Genomic DNA, 17603 nt, shown 5'->3' with positions numbered 1-17603 from the left:
GTACAATTATTGTATCTTTATTTTCTGTAAATCTTTAGCAAAGATACAGATATAAGCCGTTTTTTAAAAAAAATATAAATTCCAAGAGATGTTAAAAAAACTACCTTTAATTTTCTTAGTATTATTGTTTACGATGTGTAAATCTAAAAAAAATGCTACTGATTCAAGTAAAGTTGAAGAAAAAGAAAAGACTGAAAAAATTTATTATACCGAACAAACCCGAAACGATTTTCGTTCTGTTTCTGAAAAAGTTCAAAAGAAATTTTTAAAAGATTATAAAGCTGATACTCCAGAATATGCGATTCTTTTTTTCACTAAGGGTTTTAATGGTGAAAAAATAGAAGTTAGAAATGACGAAGAAATTATTTTTGTTGACGCAGTAATTACAGATAAAACTACAGGTTTAGCAAAAAACATGCGAATTAATGTAACAATGGATACTGAAATTTATGATAAAGAAACTAAGAAAAAAATTTATGTAAAAGCTGAAAATGTTGGAAAGCATAAATTCATCTATATTATGAAAGATACAAGCGGAGAAAAACCTTATAAAATCACATATAGTGACAAACTAAGACCCGCTAAGTAAACAATTCAACAACAAACATTCAAACGAAAAAGCCAAGCTGAAATAGTGCTTGGCTTTTTTTATTTTATCATTTCTTGATATGAAATTATCGTATCGAATCCTTTTTCTTTGAAATATGCAATTGGATTTTCGTGTGATGCAACCATAACAAAATCGCCGCCCCAACCGCCTAAGCTTTTCACCAATCCATTAAAATCAGAAAACAATAGTTGTTGTATGGTCGGAACTTCTAAAACGTTACTCAAATTAGTTTCGTAAGTTTTGAAGAAATGAATGAATTCATTTAAATCATCAATTTGTAAAAGTTGTTCGGTCATTTTAGAAACCTCAGCAATTTCATGGGTTAAATCTTTTTGTTTTTTTCGGAAATTAGCAATTGCTTCTTTACTATCGCGTTTTTGATTTAAATACACAAAGTATATTTTATCTGCAAAACTCGGTTTAAACTGCACTTGCTCAACCAAAACTTTTCCATTTACTTTTTGATACGTTATCGGTTCGTTATTTTGTGCGCAAGCAATATCGTAACCACTTCCACCGAAAGAATTTTCTAACAATTCAAAAGCATCTATTTGGAACCATTGTGCAATATTATTTATCAAGGTTGACGAAGTTCCTAAACCCCAATTTCGAGGAAAAGTAAGTTCCGTTTCAACTAAAAAACCAGATTTTAAATTTAAAACATTTGGATTTTGTTGATGCGCTTGATGTAAAATCTCGATTAATGTTTTTCGAACTTTATCATCTTGCTGTTTTATATTTTTGGAAATTATATCGGCAATCAAAATTTCATCGTTAAACCAAACCGAACTATCTGCATCGTAACTTTTCCAAGTGATTACTAACGAATTCAACGGAAAAACACGTAAAGTTTGTCCGAATTTAGTTGGCAAAGCAAAAACCTTAGCGCCTTCTAAAACGTAATATTCACCTAAAATAAATAATTTTCCGTTGCTGTAAAATTCCATATTTATTTTCTAAGGCTTTCAATAAATTCAACCACAGCGCTATGCGTAACCGTTTGATTTTCGAAATGATTTACCACTTTTACGCGTTCTTCATCGGTAGCATTGAATTGATTCAAGATATTCATCAAGTGCATTTTCATGTGACCTTGCTGAATTCCGGTTGTAGTTAACGATTTTACTGCCGCAAAGTTTTGTGCCAATCCAGCAACTGCAATAATTTCCATCAATTCATTAGCCGAAGGTTTTTCTAACAATTCCAATGCAAACTTCACCATTGGATGTAAAGTAGTTAATCCGCCAACGGTTCCTAAAGCTAAAGGTAAATCCATCCAAAAATGGAAAGTCCCGTCTTTAATTTCGGCATGAGATAAACTTGAATATTTTCCGTCTTTAGCTGCAAATGCATGAACTCCGGCTTCAATGGCACGGAAATCGTTTCCTGTTGCTAACACAACCGCATCCACTCCATTCATAATTCCTTTGTTATGAGTAACCGCACGATAAGTTTCAATTTCAGCAATACAAACGGCTTGTACAAACTTCTCAGCAAAATATTGTGGATCTTGAATTTCTTTACTTTTTAAATCTGCTACTGCACAAGAAACCTCAACACGAACCAAACAATTTGGAACGTAATTTGAAAGAATTGACATAATTACTTGTAAATTCTTTTCTTCTTCTGTGAAGTTAGCATAAACCGCAGCTTCGGTACGTAAAACTTTCGCAAATTCTTCTAAACACGAATTAATGAAATTCGCACCCATGCTATCTTTCGTATCAAAAGTTGCGTGTAGTTGGTAGTAATCTTTTAATTCAGAAGTTTTATCAACCAATTCAACAGCTAATATTCCACCACCACGTTTTTCCATATTTTTGGTAATATGTTTGGTGTTTTCGTAAAATTTAGATTGAATGTCGTTGGTGAATTGTTCTAATTTTTGTTTTGAACCTGAAAACAAGAAATGCACGTTTCCGATTTTCTCAGTAGAAAGAACTGTTGCTTTAAATCCACCGCGTTTGCTCCAAAACTTAGCCGCATTAGAAGCGGCAGCAACTACCGAACTTTCTTCGATTACCATAGGAATGGTATAAACCTTATCGTTGATTATAAAGTTTGGCGCCACACCAAATGGAAGGTAAAAATTGGTAATGGTATTTTCAATAAACTCGTCGTGAAGTTTTTGTAAAGCTTCGTCTGAATTATAATAAGAAGTTAACAAATTTGTTATTTCGCTATTTCCGTTGAAATACGTTTCAACAATCCAATGTACTTTTTCTGCTTTACTTAGTTTTGAAAAACCGTTTACTAAACTCATTTTTTGTGCTTAAATTTTGCACAAAGATACACATTCTTATGAATTGGATTTTTTATTTAATAATTACATTATAAAACAAACATTCAATCAATCTGTAGCTAATAAAAAAATGATTTCCCTATTTCCAAAAAATGATTTACTTTGTAACCTTCGCATCAGAAAATAAATTTTAATGAAAAATATAAAATATACGTTAGCCTTTTTATTGCTTGCTGGAATTTCGGCTACAGCTCAAAAAAAAATAAGTCAGGAAGAAATTTGGAACGGAACGTTTAGAACGCAAGGAATGACTTCGTTAAACGCCATGAAAAACACCAATGCTTACACGGTTTTAGATTACAACCGTGGCAATAAATCATACCAAATTGACTTATACGATTTTGCAACGTTAGAAAGAACAAAGAATATTTTAAATACAAAAAACTTTCCGGAATTAACCGAAATTTCAGAATACAGTTTCAATAACGATGAAACCAAGTTGCTAATTGCAACCAACTACAATCCTATTTATCGTCATTCGTTTACGTCGCTTTTTTATACTTACGATTTAAATACCAATAAATTGGTAAAGATTTCAGATAACGAAATTCAAGAACCGCAATTCAATTACGATGGTTCAAAAATCGCTTACGTTTACGACAATAACATTTTTATTAACGATTTAAATTTGAATAAAACCATTCAGATTACCAACGATGGCGTGAAAAATAAAATCATCAATGGAATTACCGATTGGGTTTACGAAGAAGAATTTGCTTTTGTTCGTGCGTACGATTGGAATGCCGACGGAACAAAAATCGCTTACATAAAATTTGATGAAACCGAAGTTCCTGAATTTTCAATGGATGTTTACGGTGATGGATTATATCCAACACAACAAGTTTTTAAATATCCGAAAGCAGGAGAAAAAAACGCAAAAGTTTCCCTTCATATTTACGATTTAAAAACCAACAAAACCACGAAAGTTGATTTAGGAAAATACAACGATTTTTATATTCCGAGAATCAAATGGACCAATGATGCCAACGTATTAAGTGCGCAAGTTTTAAATCGTCATCAAAACAATTTAGATTTATTGTTTATCGATGGAAATACGGCTGACTTCAACATCGTGTTAAACGAGAAAGATAAAGCCTATGTTGATATCACAGACAATTTAACTTTCTTAGACGATAACAGTTTTATTTGGACAAGCGAAAAAGACGGCTTCAATCATATTTATCATTACGATAAAAACGGAAAGCTGAAAAATCAAATCACTAAAGGAAATTGGGAAGTAACCGATTATTACGGTTTCGATAAAAAGAAATCTAAAATTTATTATCAATCGGTTGAAAACGGCTCAACCAAACGCGATGTTTACAGCATTGATTTAAACGGAAAAAATAAAAAACGATTAACGCAAAATAACGGAACCAATAAAGCAACTTTTAGTCCGAATTTTGAGTATTTCATCAATACGTTTTCATCAAACAAAAATGCGCCAACGTATACTTTGAACGAAACTTCAAATGGAAAAGAAATCAAAACCATCGTATCAAACAAAGCTTTAGAAGATAAATTAAAATCGTATGATTTACCTGAAAAGGAATTTTTCGAAATTAAAAATGCCAAAGGTGATGTTTTAAATGCTTACATGATGAAGCCTAAAAACTTTGACCCGAACAAAAAATATCCGATGTTGATGTATCAATATTCTGGTCCAGGTTCTCAAACGGTAGCTGACGAATGGTTGACAAGTAACGATTATTGGCATGCACTTTTGACACAAGAAGATTATATTGTTTTATGTGTTGACGGAAGAGGAACTGGTTATAAAGGTGCCGATTTTAAGAAAACAACTCAAAATAATTTAGGGAGATTTGAAGTCGAAGACCAAGTTTTTGTTGCTAAAGAAATGGCAAAGAAAAATTTCATTGACGAAAATCGCATTGGAATTTGGGGATGGAGTTTTGGTGGTTTTATGTCATCGAACGCTTTATTTCAAGCTCCAGAAGTTTTTAAGACTGCAATTGCTGTAGCTCCGGTAACTTCTTGGCGTTTTTATGATACGGTTTACACCGAACGTTTTTTATCAACTCCGCAAGAAAATCCAAAAGGTTACGATGAAAATTCGCCAATTACTTATGCTGGAAATTTAAAAGGTAATTACTTATTGATTCACGGAACAGCAGATGATAATGTACATGTACAAAATGCGATGGTTTTAATCAATGCTTTGGTTCATCAGAATAAAAAATTCGATTCGGAAATTTATCCAGATAAAAACCACGGCATTTACGGTGGAAAAACGCGCGAGCAGTTATACACCAAAATGACGGAATATATTAAAGAAAACTTATAATAATAAAATTTATGAATGCAGAACAAAAACAATTAGAAGCAATTCATAATTTCGAAGGAAAATATCCAAAACAAATTTGGAGTCTTTTCTTTTCAGAAATGTGGGAAAGATTTTGTTTCTACGGAATGCGAGGAATGCTTGTATTCTTCATGATTGATCAATTAAAATTAGCCGAAGGTCAATCGCAATTACAATATGCGGCAATTCAAGCTTTTGTTTACGCATTTACTTTTGTTGGTGGTTTATTTGCTGACAAAATTTTAGGCTTTAGAAAATCACTTTTTTGGGGTGGCTTTTTAATGATAATCGGAAGTGCGTTATTGGCAACAAATCCGTATGATTTATTTTTTGTAGGAATTGCCTTTACCGTTGTTGGAACAGGTTTCTTTAAACCAAATATTTCTACTATGGTTGGTGAATTATACAGAAAAGGCGATCCTAGAACTGATGCCGGTTTTTCGTTGTTCTACGCCGGAATTAACATAGGTGCATTTATCGGAGGTTATTTGTGTATTGCTGTTGGAAAAGGTCATTTATTTTCAGATGTTATTGAAGTATCACAACGTTGGAATGTAGCTTTTGGTTTAGCAGCTTTTGTTATGATTATTAGTTTAATCAACTTTTATTTCACTAAAAAAAGTTTAGGACCAATTGGATTACAACCGAAACAAATCTCAAAATCAGGTGAGATTACAAAAATGCCGCTTTGGAAAGAAATTACGGTTTACGCAGCTTCGATTGTTTCAATTCCATTAATCATGGCAATGGTAAAAAACACGGATTACACTGATTATTTCATGTTCACCATTGGACCTTTAACCTTGCTTTATTTGTTTTACGAAATGACCAAAGTAAGTGTTGAAGATCGTAAAAAATTATACGCTGCTTTAGTTTTCATTTTCTTTTCTATTTTATTCTGGGGAATTTACGAACAAGCAGGCGGATCTTTAAGCATTTTTGCGGCCAATAATTTAAATTCGGATTTATTGGGTATTCATTTAGATCCGAATGGAGTAAACAATTCAGGAGGTGCATTATTCATCATTCTTTTGGCTCCAATTTTTGGTGCATTATGGATTTGGTTAGCAAAAAAGAAATTAAACCCAAATACAGTAATTAAATTCGGCTTAGGATTTATTTTCTTAGGATTAGGATATTATGTACTTTTTGGAACACGATTTTTTGCTGACGCAGCTGGAATTACTTCTTTAGATTTCTTCACATTAGCTTTACTTGTAATTACTTTTGGTGAATTGTGTTTATCTCCAATCGGATTATCGATCATGACCAAATTATCAACTCAGAATTTACAAGGAATGATGATGGGAATGTGGTTTTTAGCTTCAGCGTACGGTCAATATGTTGCAGGAATTATAGGTTCAAGTATGTCTGATTCTGTTGTAGAAGGCGGTTCAAATCTAGATAAACTAATGACTTACACAGCCGGATATAAAGAAATTGCACTTTACTCAATTATTGCAGGAATTGTATTAATAATCATTTCACCTCTTGTTCGAAAACTAATGCAAGAAGTTAAATAATAAAACTTAGCGACCTTTAGGTCGCTTTTTTTTATGCATTTATCTAAATATTTTCTTTTATTTGTAAACTTAACTATTTTTTAAAATTTCATGTTAGAAAACAACAAACCTTCGTTGTGGAATACCATAGGTTCATTTAATAAAAATTTCTGGCTTGCGAGTTTCATGGAATTAATGGAACGCTGGGCTTGGTACGGAATTTATACACTTTTTGGACTTTATCTTGTTGGATCAACAGATGCTGGTGGTTTAGGTTTTGACCACATTCAGAAAGGTAACATCATGGGAAATATTGTAGGGATTTTATACTTCTTACCTTTATTTTTTGGTGTTATTGCAGACAGAATTGGTTATAAAATATCTTTAGCCATTTCATTCGCAATCATGATTTGTGGTTATTATATGCTAGGCGAAGTCACTTCCTACTCTAATGTTTATTTGGTTTTCTTACTTGTTGCTATTGGAGCCGCATTTTTTAAACCGGTAGCTTCTGCAATTATCGCGAGAAACACAAACGAAACTACCGGAACCATGGGCTTTGGTATTTTTTATATGATGGTAAACATTGGTGGATTTATTGGACCTTCAATGTCATCAGGTTTACGAACTTCTTTTGGATGGAAAATCATCTTCATACAAGCAGCAACAGTAATTGCAATCAATCTAATTGTTTTACTTTTATTTTATAAAGAACCAAAAGTAGAAAAACCAAAAGATTCAATCGGCAAAGCAATTGGAGATTCAATCAAAGGAATATTCGAAGCTTTAAAAGATGTCCGTTTAGGAATCTTACTTTTATTAATGGTTGGATTTTGGACGATGTTTAATCAGTTATTTAACACGCTTCCAAATTTCATCGAAGATTGGGTAAATTCATCGGCAATAAGCGATTGGTTAAATAAAAACATTCCATTTTTAGGAAGATTACTTACCCAAGATGGATTAGTTAAACCGGAATGGTTCACTAACATCGATTCGTTAATGATTATTTTATTACAGATTCCAATTTCATTTATGGTCATAAAAATGCGTCACATCAATGCGGTAATTCGCGGAGCTGTAGTAGCAACAATTGGTATCGGTTTAACGTTTTACACCGACAATGTTTGGTTTACGATAATTGGCACAATGATTTTCGCAATTGGAGAAATGATGTCTTCACCAACGGTTTCGTCATTTATCGCCTTAATCACTCCAAAAGGAAAAGAAGGTTTATACCAAGGAACTTACTTTTTACCTGTTGCTGCAAGTTATTTTGTAACCAGTTTTATTTCAGGTGGATTGTACCAAAATTGGTCAGATAAATTATCGTTATTAAAACGAGAAATGGTTAGTAGAAACATTGAAATGCCCGAAGTAGTTACTAAAGAACAATTCATCGAAGAAGGTGCAAAAGCATTAAATATTTCGATTGCTCAGTTTGAAAATCAATTCAATCTAAAAGCTGAATCAGTCGATTGGAAATCGGTGGCTACATCGTTAAACGAATATGCACTTTCAAAAAACATCGATATTTCGCAAGTACATTTACCTTTCTCTAAAAACGAATATTTCACTTTAGCAGAACAAAAATTACAAATGACACATTGGGAAATGACCGATATGCTTTGGAATACTTACGACCCAAATAAAATTTGGTATGTTATCGTAGGAATCGGTTTATTCTCAATAATCTCATTATCAATTTACGACAAATTAATCGTAAGACCACTTGAAAAGAAGAACTCTAATCAATCTTAAAATAAAATATAAATCAACCTTAAATTCGAATGGATACTAAATTAACCAAAGACTTTTACAAATCAAATGTATTAGGACAACGATCGGGACTTTTTGTACTTTTCTTTACAGAAATGTGGGAGCGTTTTTCGTTCTACGGAATGCGTGTTTTATTAATCCAATTTTTAACAGCAGCTGTTATTACAGGTGACCCAAAATCAGGATGGGCTTGGACTGCTGAAGAAGCTGGAGCATTATACGGAACTTATGCGATGATGCTTTACTTAACTCCAATTTTTGGAGGAATCATTGCCGATAAATACATTGGTTCTAGAATGGCTGTAATCATTGGAGCAATTGTAATGACCATCGGACATGCGGCCATGGCGTTTGACACACCTATTATGTTTTTTATTGGATTAGCGTGTTTGGTAATTGGAACAGGTTTCTTCAAACCAAATATGCCATCGATTTTAGGAGAAATGTATAAAGATTTACCAGAAAAGAAAGACGGCGCTTATACCATTTTCTACATGGGAGTTAACGCAGGTGCTTTCTTTGGAATGTTGCTTTGTGGTTACGTTGCAGAAACAGAAGGTTGGCATTGGGGATTTGGATTAGCGGGTATTTTCATGTTATTAGGAACCATTCAGTTTGCATTATCTAAACCGTTAATGGGTAATTTAGGAATTATCAATAAAGATAAAGAAGCGGTGGCTGCTAAGGCTTCAGAAGATACAGACAAACGCAACCCGTTTACAATTACAGATTATGTTTTAATTGCAATAGTTGGTATTATTGGTTTTCTATACGCATTCAACGACCCATTATCAAAAAGCAAAATTGTAGATATATTTGCTTTCCTTGACACGCCTTTCTTACGTGGACAATACATCATGATTATCATTGCATTAATCATTTTCATTTACATGATTGTATCTCGTATTTTACGTTATGACAAAGTGGTTAGAGATAGAATGTTTGCAGTTGTTTTATTAGCTTTCTTCTTGATTTTCTTCTTTATGAGTTTTGAACAAGGAGCAACTTCTTTAGTTTTAGTTGCTCGTGATTATATTGATAGAAGTTTAGAAGGAACTGCATTATTAACTTTTAATATCATAAACGGTTTACTAACTATTGTTCCACTAACTATTATTTCATGGGTTTTAATAAAATTAGCTAAAGCAACATGGTCTAAAATCGCTTGGTCAAATATCATATTAATAATCTGTTTTGTAATTATTTGGGGAGCTGTAATTTGGATGTTAAACAATGAATTCTCTAAAGATGCATCAGAAATTAAGGTTTCTTGGTTCTCTACTTTAAATTCATTCTTTATTATCGCATTAGCTTCAACTGTTTCTAAATTATGGGAGTCTAAATACAATCCTTCAGCAGCATTTAAATATGGTTTTGGATTAATTTTAGTAGCAATCGGATTCTTAGTTTTAGGATTAGGTTCGATGGGAGTTTCAGAAGGTGTTAAAATCTCAATGTTATTCTTAGTATTAACATACTTATTCCACACGTTAGGAGAATTATTTATTTCACCTGTAGGATTATCGTACGTTTCTAAATTAGTACCTGGAAGAATGCTTGCTTTCATGTTCGGAATTTGGTACTTAGCAATTGCAATCGCTCAAAAATTAGCTGCTGTTTTAGGAGGTCAAGTTGAAACGATTCAACAAGAATATTCTTTAAGTCATTTCTTCTTCTTATTTACAGCGATTCCTGCAGCTGCCGGAATTTTAGTAATGATACTAAATCCATTAATTAAAAAATTAATGCACGGAATTAAATAATTTAAGTATCTTTCGGACTCGAAAAATTAAAATCTAAATAAATGTCAACAACAACCTCTAATCCTGATTTTTTTGAATCAAAAGTATTAGGTCATCCTTCTGGATTATTTGTACTTTTCTTTACAGAAATGTGGGAAAGATTCTCATTCTACGGAATGCGTATCTTATTAATTTTGTTTTTAACTGCAGCTTTAACAGGTGACAATCCAGGTTGGGGATGGAATGCAGAAAATGCTGGAGCATTATACGGAACTTACGCAATGCTATTATACATCACTCCTATTTTTGGTGGTATTATCGCTGATAAATATATTGGATATCGATGGGCAGTTGTAATAGGTTCAATTATCATGACTGTTGGTCACGGTTTAATGGCATTTGACACACCACTTTTTATGTATTTAGGATTAGGATGTTTGGTAGTCGGAACAGGATTCTTTAAACCAAACATGACTTCAATTTTATCTGAAATGTACAAATCATTTCCAGAGAAGAAAGACGGTGCTTATACCATTTTCTACATGGGAGTTAACGCAGGTGCGTTCTTCGGAATGATGCTTTGTGGTTATTTAGCTAACAATGTCGGATGGCATTATGGTTTTGGACTAGCAGGAGTTTTCATGCTTTTAGGAACTTTACAGTTTTGGTTAGCAAAACCTTTATTTGGTTCAATTGGTGACAAACCAACAGAAGAAAGTAAATTAGCCAAGGCTGCTGCTGCAAAAGCAGATTTAAAAGAAGGTGAAGAAGATAAACCAAATCCATTCACAATGCTTGATTATTTCTTAATTGCTGCATCAACTACAATTGGTTTATTATATGCATTTAACGACCCATTATCTAAAATTGGCGGTATGCACATTTTGCCTAAAGAATTGTTTGGAATGGACGGCTCGATGGTAATGATTATAATTGGTTTAATCTTATTTTTATTCTTGGTTGTTTCACGTGTTATTCGTTACTCGCCAATTGTAAGAGACCGTATGATAGCAGTAACTATTTTTGCTTTCTTTACTATTTTCTTTTGGATGTCCTTTGAACAAGGAGCTTCATCATTAGTAATCTTTGCAAGAGATAATGTTGATAGATCTTTAGCAGGTTCTTCTTTAACTACCTTTAACATCGTAAATACATTATTAACTGTTATTCCGTTAATCATTATTTCATGGGTTTTATTCTTATTAGCAAAACAAACATTTAAAAAAGCACCTGGGTCAAACATAGTTTTAGCAATCACTTTCATTGGTGTTTGGGCTGTAGCTATTTGGATGTTAACAAATGAATTCTCAAAAACAGAATCTGAAATCGACCCATCTTGGTTCTCAATCTTAAACTCATTCTTTATTATCGCATTAGCTTCATCGGTTGCAAAAATTTGGGATTCTAAATTTAATCCACCAGCAGCAATTAAGTATGGTTTAGGTTTGATTATTATGGCATTAGGATTTGGATTATTAGCTTATGGTTCTCACGGAATTCAAGAAGGCGTAAAAGTTTCTATGATTTGGTTAGTACTAGCATATTTATTCCACACTTTAGGAGAATTATTCTTATCTCCTGTTGGATTATCATATGTTTCTAAATTAGTACCAGCGCGAATGATTGCATTTATGTTTGGTATTTGGTACTTAGCAATTGCAATCGGAAATAAATTAGCTGCCGCTGTTGGAGGTGAAATTGAAAACATTACAAACGAATATTCTTTATCAGTTTTCTTTTTAATTTTCACAATTGTTCCAATCGTAGCAGGGCTTTTAGTAATGGCGTTAAATCCTGTATTAAGAAAACTAATGCATGGCGTTAAATAGGCATGCATTTTGCAATACACAAATCCGACATTAAACTGTCGGATTTTTTTATAAACACCTAAATTTAAATTAATGAAAAAATTAATAGCATTTGTTTTATTTGCTTTAATTAGCATTTCTACTCAAGCACAAGAAATTAAATGGATGAGTTTTAATGAGGCTATAACAGCTCAGAAGAAAAACAAAAAACCAATTTTTATGGATGTTTACACGGTTTGGTGTGGACCTTGTAAAATACTTGACAAACAAACTTTCTCAAATCCTGAAATAGCTAAGTATATTAACGAAAATTACAATCCTGTAAAATTTAATGCGGAAGGAAATGAAGAAATTAAGTTTAATAAATTAACTTATAAAAATCCTGGATATCAAGAAACCAGAAAAAACAGCAGAAATGCTATGCATGAATTTATCAGTTTTCTGAAAATACAAGGTTATCCATCAATGGTTATTATAGATTCTAAAGGTAAAGTTCATAAAACGATTATGGGTTTTAGAACAGCAGATGAATTAAAATCAGAACTATAACTTAGTCAGATAAATTAACAAATCCCTTTTCGCGCATATTGTGAAAAGGGATTTTCTTTTCAGTACACGTTTGACTCCAAAAAGCAACATTTGTATTATAATTTTTTGGATGAAAAACCACTAATTTAGGTTGATGATTTTGTAAATAACGTTCTAAATTAAACTTCGGATTATCTTTTAAAATCAGTACATCAATCGAAGTCGAAATCTCTGAAATCCCTAAACTATCAACTACTAAAAAACGAAGTCCTTCAATTTTAAAAAAATTAATTATTTTCTTAAAATCCACTTGATGAATTTCTGATTCACGCTGTAAATCAACAATATATTTTTTTGACAAAACCAAAGTATCATCACTAAAAACCCACATCTTGGTTTGATTAATTTTTGCTAAGGTTACCGAATTATAATCATATAAAACATGCATTTGATTGTTTTCTTTTATTTTTGAAATATCATAAAAAAAGCTCATTTGAATCCCGATTATCAGAACAAGTATGAAAATAATTTTCCGATAAGAATATTGTTTTATCACATAAGCAATCATAAAAATCAAGCCCAAAAACAGAATACATTGAAATCCGCTCAGCTTGATATTTGTAATAATAAAATCTGTTTGGGACGCAATCCAGCCAATAGCGTTATTTACAAAATCAATTAAAAACGCAATTCCTTTCCCTAGAAAAACGGACAAAGAATTCCAAACAAAATTGAGAATTAATAAAAAAACTAATGCAATTAAAACAAAAGTTAGAATCGGAATAACAATCAAATTTCCAAGTAAAAACAATAATGGAATTTGACCAAAATAATAAACTGTCAAAGGTAAAATACCGATTTGGGCAACGATTGAAATACCTACTAATTCAAAAAAATATTTTAAAACCAAAAATCGCGATTGAAAAAAAGGTCGAATTAATGGATAGAAATAAACAATCGAAAAAACAGCCAAATAGCTCAACTGAAGTCCAATATCAAAAAGAAATAATGGATTAAAAATTAAAATAATCAATAAGGACAAAGCTAAAACATTAATTGAACTTGTTTTTCGTTTAACCATTATTCCAGAACCAACAATTATAAACATTAAAACAGCTCGAACCACAGAACCACTCAAACCGGTTATAATTGCGAAACAAACTAGAATTGAAATTACAGTTAAAAAGCGAATGTTTTTAGATCGTATAAACGAACTAAAAATCAAATTCATAATCCAATACAAAATTCCAATATGCATTCCAGAAATCGCTAAAATATGCATCACACCAGCGTTTCTATAATCGTTTTGTATTTTCTCACTCAAATCTGCACGTTGACCAAAAAGCAACGCGTTTATTACACCGTTTACTTCGTTTGTAAAATGATGACTTTTAAAACTATTCATCAAAGTTTCGCGAAAATAGAGCAATTGAAATCTAAAACCTTCAGCTGGAGCTAATATTGTATATTCATTTGTCAATTTTGCTTGTACAAAAACTTGCTTGTTAGCTAAATACTTTGAATAATCGAATTGATATGGATTTTTAGCATTTGGAACATTTTCTATAAACAATGGTACTTGAATGCGATTTCCAACTTTTAATAACGTTTCTTCTTTATTTTGATATATTAAAATACGTTGTTCAATATTCTCAGTTGTACAGAATTTAGCCAAATATCGATTTTGAAAACTGTTAGATTTTAGAACTTCATTGATTGTTAAAACTCCGAGATGATATTGAGAAGTTGTCAGTTTATTTTCTACTTTATTAATTTGAAAAGAAATCGTTCCTACTAAGAAAAAAATAAAATAAGCACTTATTGTAGTAATTAATTTTAGATATTTTGAGATTTTTAGAAATTTTGTTTTGAAGAAAAGCAAAATATAAATTAAGAAAAAAAACACTAAAAATCCCCAAATCAATTCTGAAGCGAAAAAACTAAAGATTTGATTAGAAAAAAAAATCCCATTAACATAAAAAAATGTAATGGGAATAATGGGATATCTCATATATTTCTTCATAACATGAAGATAATGAAATAAATATGAATTTCAATAATTAACTTCTAAAAAACTTGTTGGTCGTAAACTCGATTTACTTTAACAAAACCTTTTTGGTAATATGGTTCCTTTGTTGAATTTACAGAAACACCTTTTGAAGATGCAGAATGAATAAAAGTAATGTCTTCTCCGTCAACTTCAACAACGATTCCAACATGATTAATAACTCTTGAACCTCCGTTTTTAAAGAAAATTAAATCTCCTCTTTTAGCGTCTTTTTTGTTTATCTCACTTCCTAAAGAAGCCATTTCTCTAGATGTTCTTGGCAAACTAATATCAAACTGCGAAAAAGCTGTTTTCACAAAACCTGAACAATCCATTCCGTTACGGCTCATTCCTCCCCAAGAATATCTAACGCCTTTATATTCGTTTGCTACATTAATCAATTGTTCTGTCAAATATGAATATTTATCAGATGTATCAGATTTTTCTACCTTTTTTGATTTAGTTTCTACGTTTGTAGGTGCATTAAGTATTTTATTTAACTCTTCAACCGTTAATTCTTTGTCCGATTTTTTTGCTTCTGTTTTAACTTTTTTAGGCTTTACCAAAAATGATTGAGCTGACGCTGAATTCATTGCAAATAATGAAATGGTAAGCATTAAAGAAAGTTTTAGTGTTTTCATAGAAACGGATTTAATAATTAAAATAGGGATTATCTCAGTTGACTTTTACAAATATATATTATTTTTTTAATTGCCAAAACTTTTTTTTGATTTTAAAATATCAACAACTTTTTCACTAGCGTGTTCTTTTCCTAAAACATGGATCAATTGATCATAGTTTTCAAGCATTTGCGAGCGAGTAGGATTGTTAATAACTTTTTCAAATTCGCTTTTAATTTTTTTAATATTACAATCTTTCTGTATCAACTCTGTGACAATTAATTTGTCCATAATTAAATTTACAAGCGAAATATATTTTAATTTGATAATGCGTTTTGCAATCTGATAAGAAATTTCGTTTCCTTTATATAAAACCACTTGAGGCACTCTAAACAAGGCAGTTTCAAGCGTTGCCGTGCCTGATGTTACCAAAGCTGCATACGAATGATTTAACAAAGAATAAGTATCATTCGAAATGAATTTTACGTTTTCTTGCTTTATAAATTTTTTATAAAACTCATAAGGTTGACTTGGAGCTCCAGCAATTACAAATTGATATTGCGGATAATCGTTAACAATCGCAAGCATTTCAGAAAGTAAACGTTCGATTTCTTGTTTTCGACTTCCAGGTAACAACGCAATTATTTCTCTTTTATCTAAATTATATTTTTGTCGAAAATCTACAACATCGTTTACACGAAATTGATTTACTGCATCAATTAATGGATGCCCAACAAAATGAACTTTATAATTATGTTTCTTTTCGTAAAAATCTTTTTCAAAAGGAAGAATTACATACATGTGATTAACATCTCGCTTGATTGCTTTGATTCGATTTTCTTTCCAAGCCCAAATTTGAGGAGAAATATAATAATGTGTATCAAAACCTTTTCTCTTAGCCCATTTTGCAATCTGCATATTGAATCCCGGATAGTCAATAAAGATGATCACGTCTGGGTTAAAGGCTTCAATGTCTTTTTTACAGAAATCAATATTTTTCAAGATTGTTCTCAAATTCATCACAACCTCAGCAAAACCCATAAAAGCTAAATCTTTATAATGCTTTACCAAAGTTCCACCAACTTGTTCCATCAAATCTCCGCCCCAAAAACGAACGTCTGCATTTGGTTCTGCTTTATACAAAGCCTTTAGTAAATTCGCTCCATGTAAATCTCCAGAAGCTTCACCTGCTATAATATAATATTTCATTATGCGAATAAAACAAATAATCCAATTAAAATAAACGAAAGGATTACGCCTCTCGCACTAAAATAATTTTCCTTATTTAAAAATAAATAAAACAACCCAATATTAGGAATTGCTCCTAGTGAAAGTGCTCTTCCTGACAAGGCACCATAATTGAAAATATTAAAATTTTCAATCGGATTTATATGTGTTAAAAATTTAAAAATGAAACATCCAAATATGACAGAAACCAAAAGTCCTGATAAAGTTCCTAATAATAATTTCAAAAAATTTTTCATTAAAAATTCCAAGTATTAAGTTGTTGAATGGCATGATAAGCAGTTAAATCATATTGAACTGGCACGATAGAAACAAATCCGTGAGCCAATGCCCATTCGTCTGTATCTTCTCCATTATCATGATTTTCAAAAGTTCCACTTAACCAATAATATTTTTTTCCATGCGGATTTACTCTTTCATCGAATTTCTCAACCCAAGTTGCATTTGCTTGTCTGCAAATTTTAATTCCTTTAATTTCTAAAAAAGGTAATTTCGGAAAATTCACATTTAACACCACTCCATTTTGTATTCCATGCTCCAAGGCTTGCAAAGTTATCGATTTTACAAACGGACGAATTTCGTCGAAGTTTGCATTCCAACTAAAATCACATAACGAAAAACCAATCGCAGGTATTCCGTTCATTCCAGCTTCGACAGCAGCGGACATCGTACCCGAATAAATAACATTCGTTGCCGAGTTGGAACCATGATTGATTCCAGATACACAAATATCGGGTTTTCCTTTTATAATTTGATCAATCGCAATTTTGACACAATCAACAGGAGTTCCAGAACAACTAAACTCTTGTTCTAACTCTTTATCTATGGTTACTTTTTCTAAATACAAGGTGCTATTAACTGTAATCGCATGTCCCATGGCAGATTGTGGACTATTTGGAGCCACGACAACAACATCTCCAATTTCTTTCATTACCTCAATTAACATCCGAATTCCAGGCGCAGTAATTCCATCATCATTGGTAACCAGTATCAAAGGTCTTTTTTTCATTTCGTATTTTTTATACATTCGTAAAAGTAAGAAAATTATAACAAATTCTTTTACAAAGAAATTATAAACTCTCACAAACCCCAAAGTT

Annotated in this window: 14 protein-coding genes; 7 read left to right on the top strand and 7 right to left on the bottom strand. The window is 31.7% G+C overall.

Translation table 11 applies throughout. From position 1 onward, the window contains the following. Positions 1-88: 88 nt before the first annotated feature. A complete protein-coding gene (locus tag HW119_RS07805) occupies positions 89-589 on the top strand; it encodes a hypothetical protein (protein ID WP_177762923.1) in 501 nt (166 codons plus the stop codon). A 59-nt stretch (positions 590-648) separates the two neighbouring features. Here HW119_RS07805 and HW119_RS07800 read toward each other — a convergent pair whose 3' ends face one another. Further along, positions 649-1557: a GYDIA family GHMP kinase gene (locus tag HW119_RS07800; RefSeq protein WP_317171531.1), complete on the bottom strand. Its 909-nt coding sequence runs from the start codon at positions 1555-1557 to the stop codon at positions 649-651. A gap of 2 nt (positions 1558-1559) precedes the next feature. Further along, on the bottom strand, positions 1560-2873 hold the full coding sequence (locus HW119_RS07795) for a hydroxymethylglutaryl-CoA reductase, degradative (RefSeq protein WP_177762920.1): 1314 nt from the start codon (positions 2871-2873) through the stop codon (positions 1560-1562). A gap of 172 nt (positions 2874-3045) precedes the next feature. Between HW119_RS07795 and HW119_RS07790 the strand changes: the two genes are divergently transcribed. The 6 genes from HW119_RS07790 (at position 3046) to HW119_RS07765 (ending at position 12615) form a co-directional block, all read left to right on the top strand. Beyond that, positions 3046-5217, top strand: a complete 2172-nt coding sequence (locus HW119_RS07790) for a S9 family peptidase (RefSeq protein ID WP_177762917.1) — start codon at positions 3046-3048, stop codon at positions 5215-5217. Positions 5218-5228: 11 nt separating this feature from the next. Beyond that, entirely contained in the window at positions 5229-6758 is a 1530-nt protein-coding gene (locus tag HW119_RS07785) for a peptide MFS transporter (RefSeq protein WP_177762914.1), read from the top strand. 90 nt (positions 6759-6848) lie between these two features. After that, a complete protein-coding gene (locus HW119_RS07780) occupies positions 6849-8498 on the top strand; it encodes an MFS transporter (RefSeq protein ID WP_177762911.1) in 1650 nt (549 codons plus the stop codon). A 29-nt stretch (positions 8499-8527) separates the two neighbouring features. Next, complete coding sequence (locus HW119_RS07775; protein WP_177762907.1) at positions 8528-10279, top strand: peptide MFS transporter; 1752 nt, start codon at positions 8528-8530, stop codon at positions 10277-10279. A 41-nt stretch (positions 10280-10320) separates the two neighbouring features. Then, complete coding sequence (locus HW119_RS07770) at positions 10321-12087, top strand: peptide MFS transporter (RefSeq protein ID WP_177762904.1); 1767 nt, start codon at positions 10321-10323, stop codon at positions 12085-12087. 72 nt (positions 12088-12159) lie between these two features. Beyond that, positions 12160-12615: a thioredoxin family protein gene (locus HW119_RS07765; protein WP_177762901.1), complete on the top strand. Its 456-nt coding sequence runs from the start codon at positions 12160-12162 to the stop codon at positions 12613-12615. Position 12616: 1 nt separating this feature from the next. Here the strand turns inward: HW119_RS07765 and HW119_RS07760 are convergent, their stop codons facing one another. The 5 genes from HW119_RS07760 to surE form a co-directional block, all read right to left on the bottom strand. Then, positions 12617-14617: a ComEC/Rec2 family competence protein gene (locus tag HW119_RS07760; RefSeq protein WP_177762898.1), complete on the bottom strand. Its 2001-nt coding sequence runs from the start codon at positions 14615-14617 to the stop codon at positions 12617-12619. A gap of 44 nt (positions 14618-14661) precedes the next feature. Next, on the bottom strand, positions 14662-15282 hold the full coding sequence (locus HW119_RS07755) for a C40 family peptidase (protein ID WP_177762895.1): 621 nt from the start codon (positions 15280-15282) through the stop codon (positions 14662-14664). Positions 15283-15348: 66 nt separating this feature from the next. Continuing rightward, a complete protein-coding gene (gene lpxB / locus HW119_RS07750; RefSeq protein ID WP_177762892.1) occupies positions 15349-16470 on the bottom strand; it encodes a lipid-A-disaccharide synthase in 1122 nt (373 codons plus the stop codon). Further along, positions 16470-16733, bottom strand: coding sequence for a hypothetical protein (locus HW119_RS07745; protein ID WP_218620403.1), 264 nt, complete (start codon positions 16731-16733; stop codon positions 16470-16472). The genes lpxB and HW119_RS07745 overlap by 1 nt, the downstream gene beginning before the upstream one ends. A gap of 11 nt (positions 16734-16744) precedes the next feature. Continuing rightward, positions 16745-17515 carry a 5'/3'-nucleotidase SurE gene (gene surE, locus HW119_RS07740; protein WP_177762886.1) on the bottom strand — a complete coding sequence of 257 codons (771 nt, stop codon included), beginning with the start codon at positions 17513-17515 and terminating at the stop codon, positions 16745-16747. Between the last annotated feature and the right edge of the window lie 88 nt (positions 17516-17603).

This window comes from Flavobacterium sp. I3-2, from assembly GCF_013389595.1.
Lineage (GTDB): Bacteria > Bacteroidota > Bacteroidia > Flavobacteriales > Flavobacteriaceae > Flavobacterium.
Note: the sequence above shows the minus strand (reverse complement) of the source record. Positions and strands in the feature narration are given on the sequence as shown.

Excerpts from the sequence above, each read along its gene's own strand:
- HW119_RS07805 (WP_177762923.1), top strand. The coding sequence starts at position 89 with ATGTTAAAAAAACTACCTTTAATTTTCTTAGTATTATTGTTTACGATG.
- HW119_RS07800 (WP_317171531.1), bottom strand. The coding sequence starts at position 1,557 with ATGGAATTTTACAGCAACGGAAAATTATTTATTTTAGGTGAATATTAC.
- HW119_RS07795 (WP_177762920.1), bottom strand. The coding sequence starts at position 2,873 with ATGAGTTTAGTAAACGGTTTTTCAAAACTAAGTAAAGCAGAAAAAGTA.
- HW119_RS07790 (WP_177762917.1), top strand. The coding sequence starts at position 3,046 with ATGAAAAATATAAAATATACGTTAGCCTTTTTATTGCTTGCTGGAATT.
- HW119_RS07785 (WP_177762914.1), top strand. The coding sequence starts at position 5,229 with ATGAATGCAGAACAAAAACAATTAGAAGCAATTCATAATTTCGAAGGA.
- HW119_RS07780 (WP_177762911.1), top strand. The coding sequence starts at position 6,849 with ATGTTAGAAAACAACAAACCTTCGTTGTGGAATACCATAGGTTCATTT.
- HW119_RS07775 (WP_177762907.1), top strand. The coding sequence starts at position 8,528 with ATGGATACTAAATTAACCAAAGACTTTTACAAATCAAATGTATTAGGA.
- HW119_RS07770 (WP_177762904.1), top strand. The coding sequence starts at position 10,321 with ATGTCAACAACAACCTCTAATCCTGATTTTTTTGAATCAAAAGTATTA.
- HW119_RS07765 (WP_177762901.1), top strand. The coding sequence starts at position 12,160 with ATGAAAAAATTAATAGCATTTGTTTTATTTGCTTTAATTAGCATTTCT.
- HW119_RS07760 (WP_177762898.1), bottom strand. The coding sequence starts at position 14,617 with ATGAAGAAATATATGAGATATCCCATTATTCCCATTACATTTTTTTAT.
- HW119_RS07755 (WP_177762895.1), bottom strand. The coding sequence starts at position 15,282 with ATGAAAACACTAAAACTTTCTTTAATGCTTACCATTTCATTATTTGCA.
- lpxB (WP_177762892.1), bottom strand. The coding sequence starts at position 16,470 with ATGAAATATTATATTATAGCAGGTGAAGCTTCTGGAGATTTACATGGA.
- surE (WP_177762886.1), bottom strand. The coding sequence starts at position 17,515 with ATGAAAAAAAGACCTTTGATACTGGTTACCAATGATGATGGAATTACT.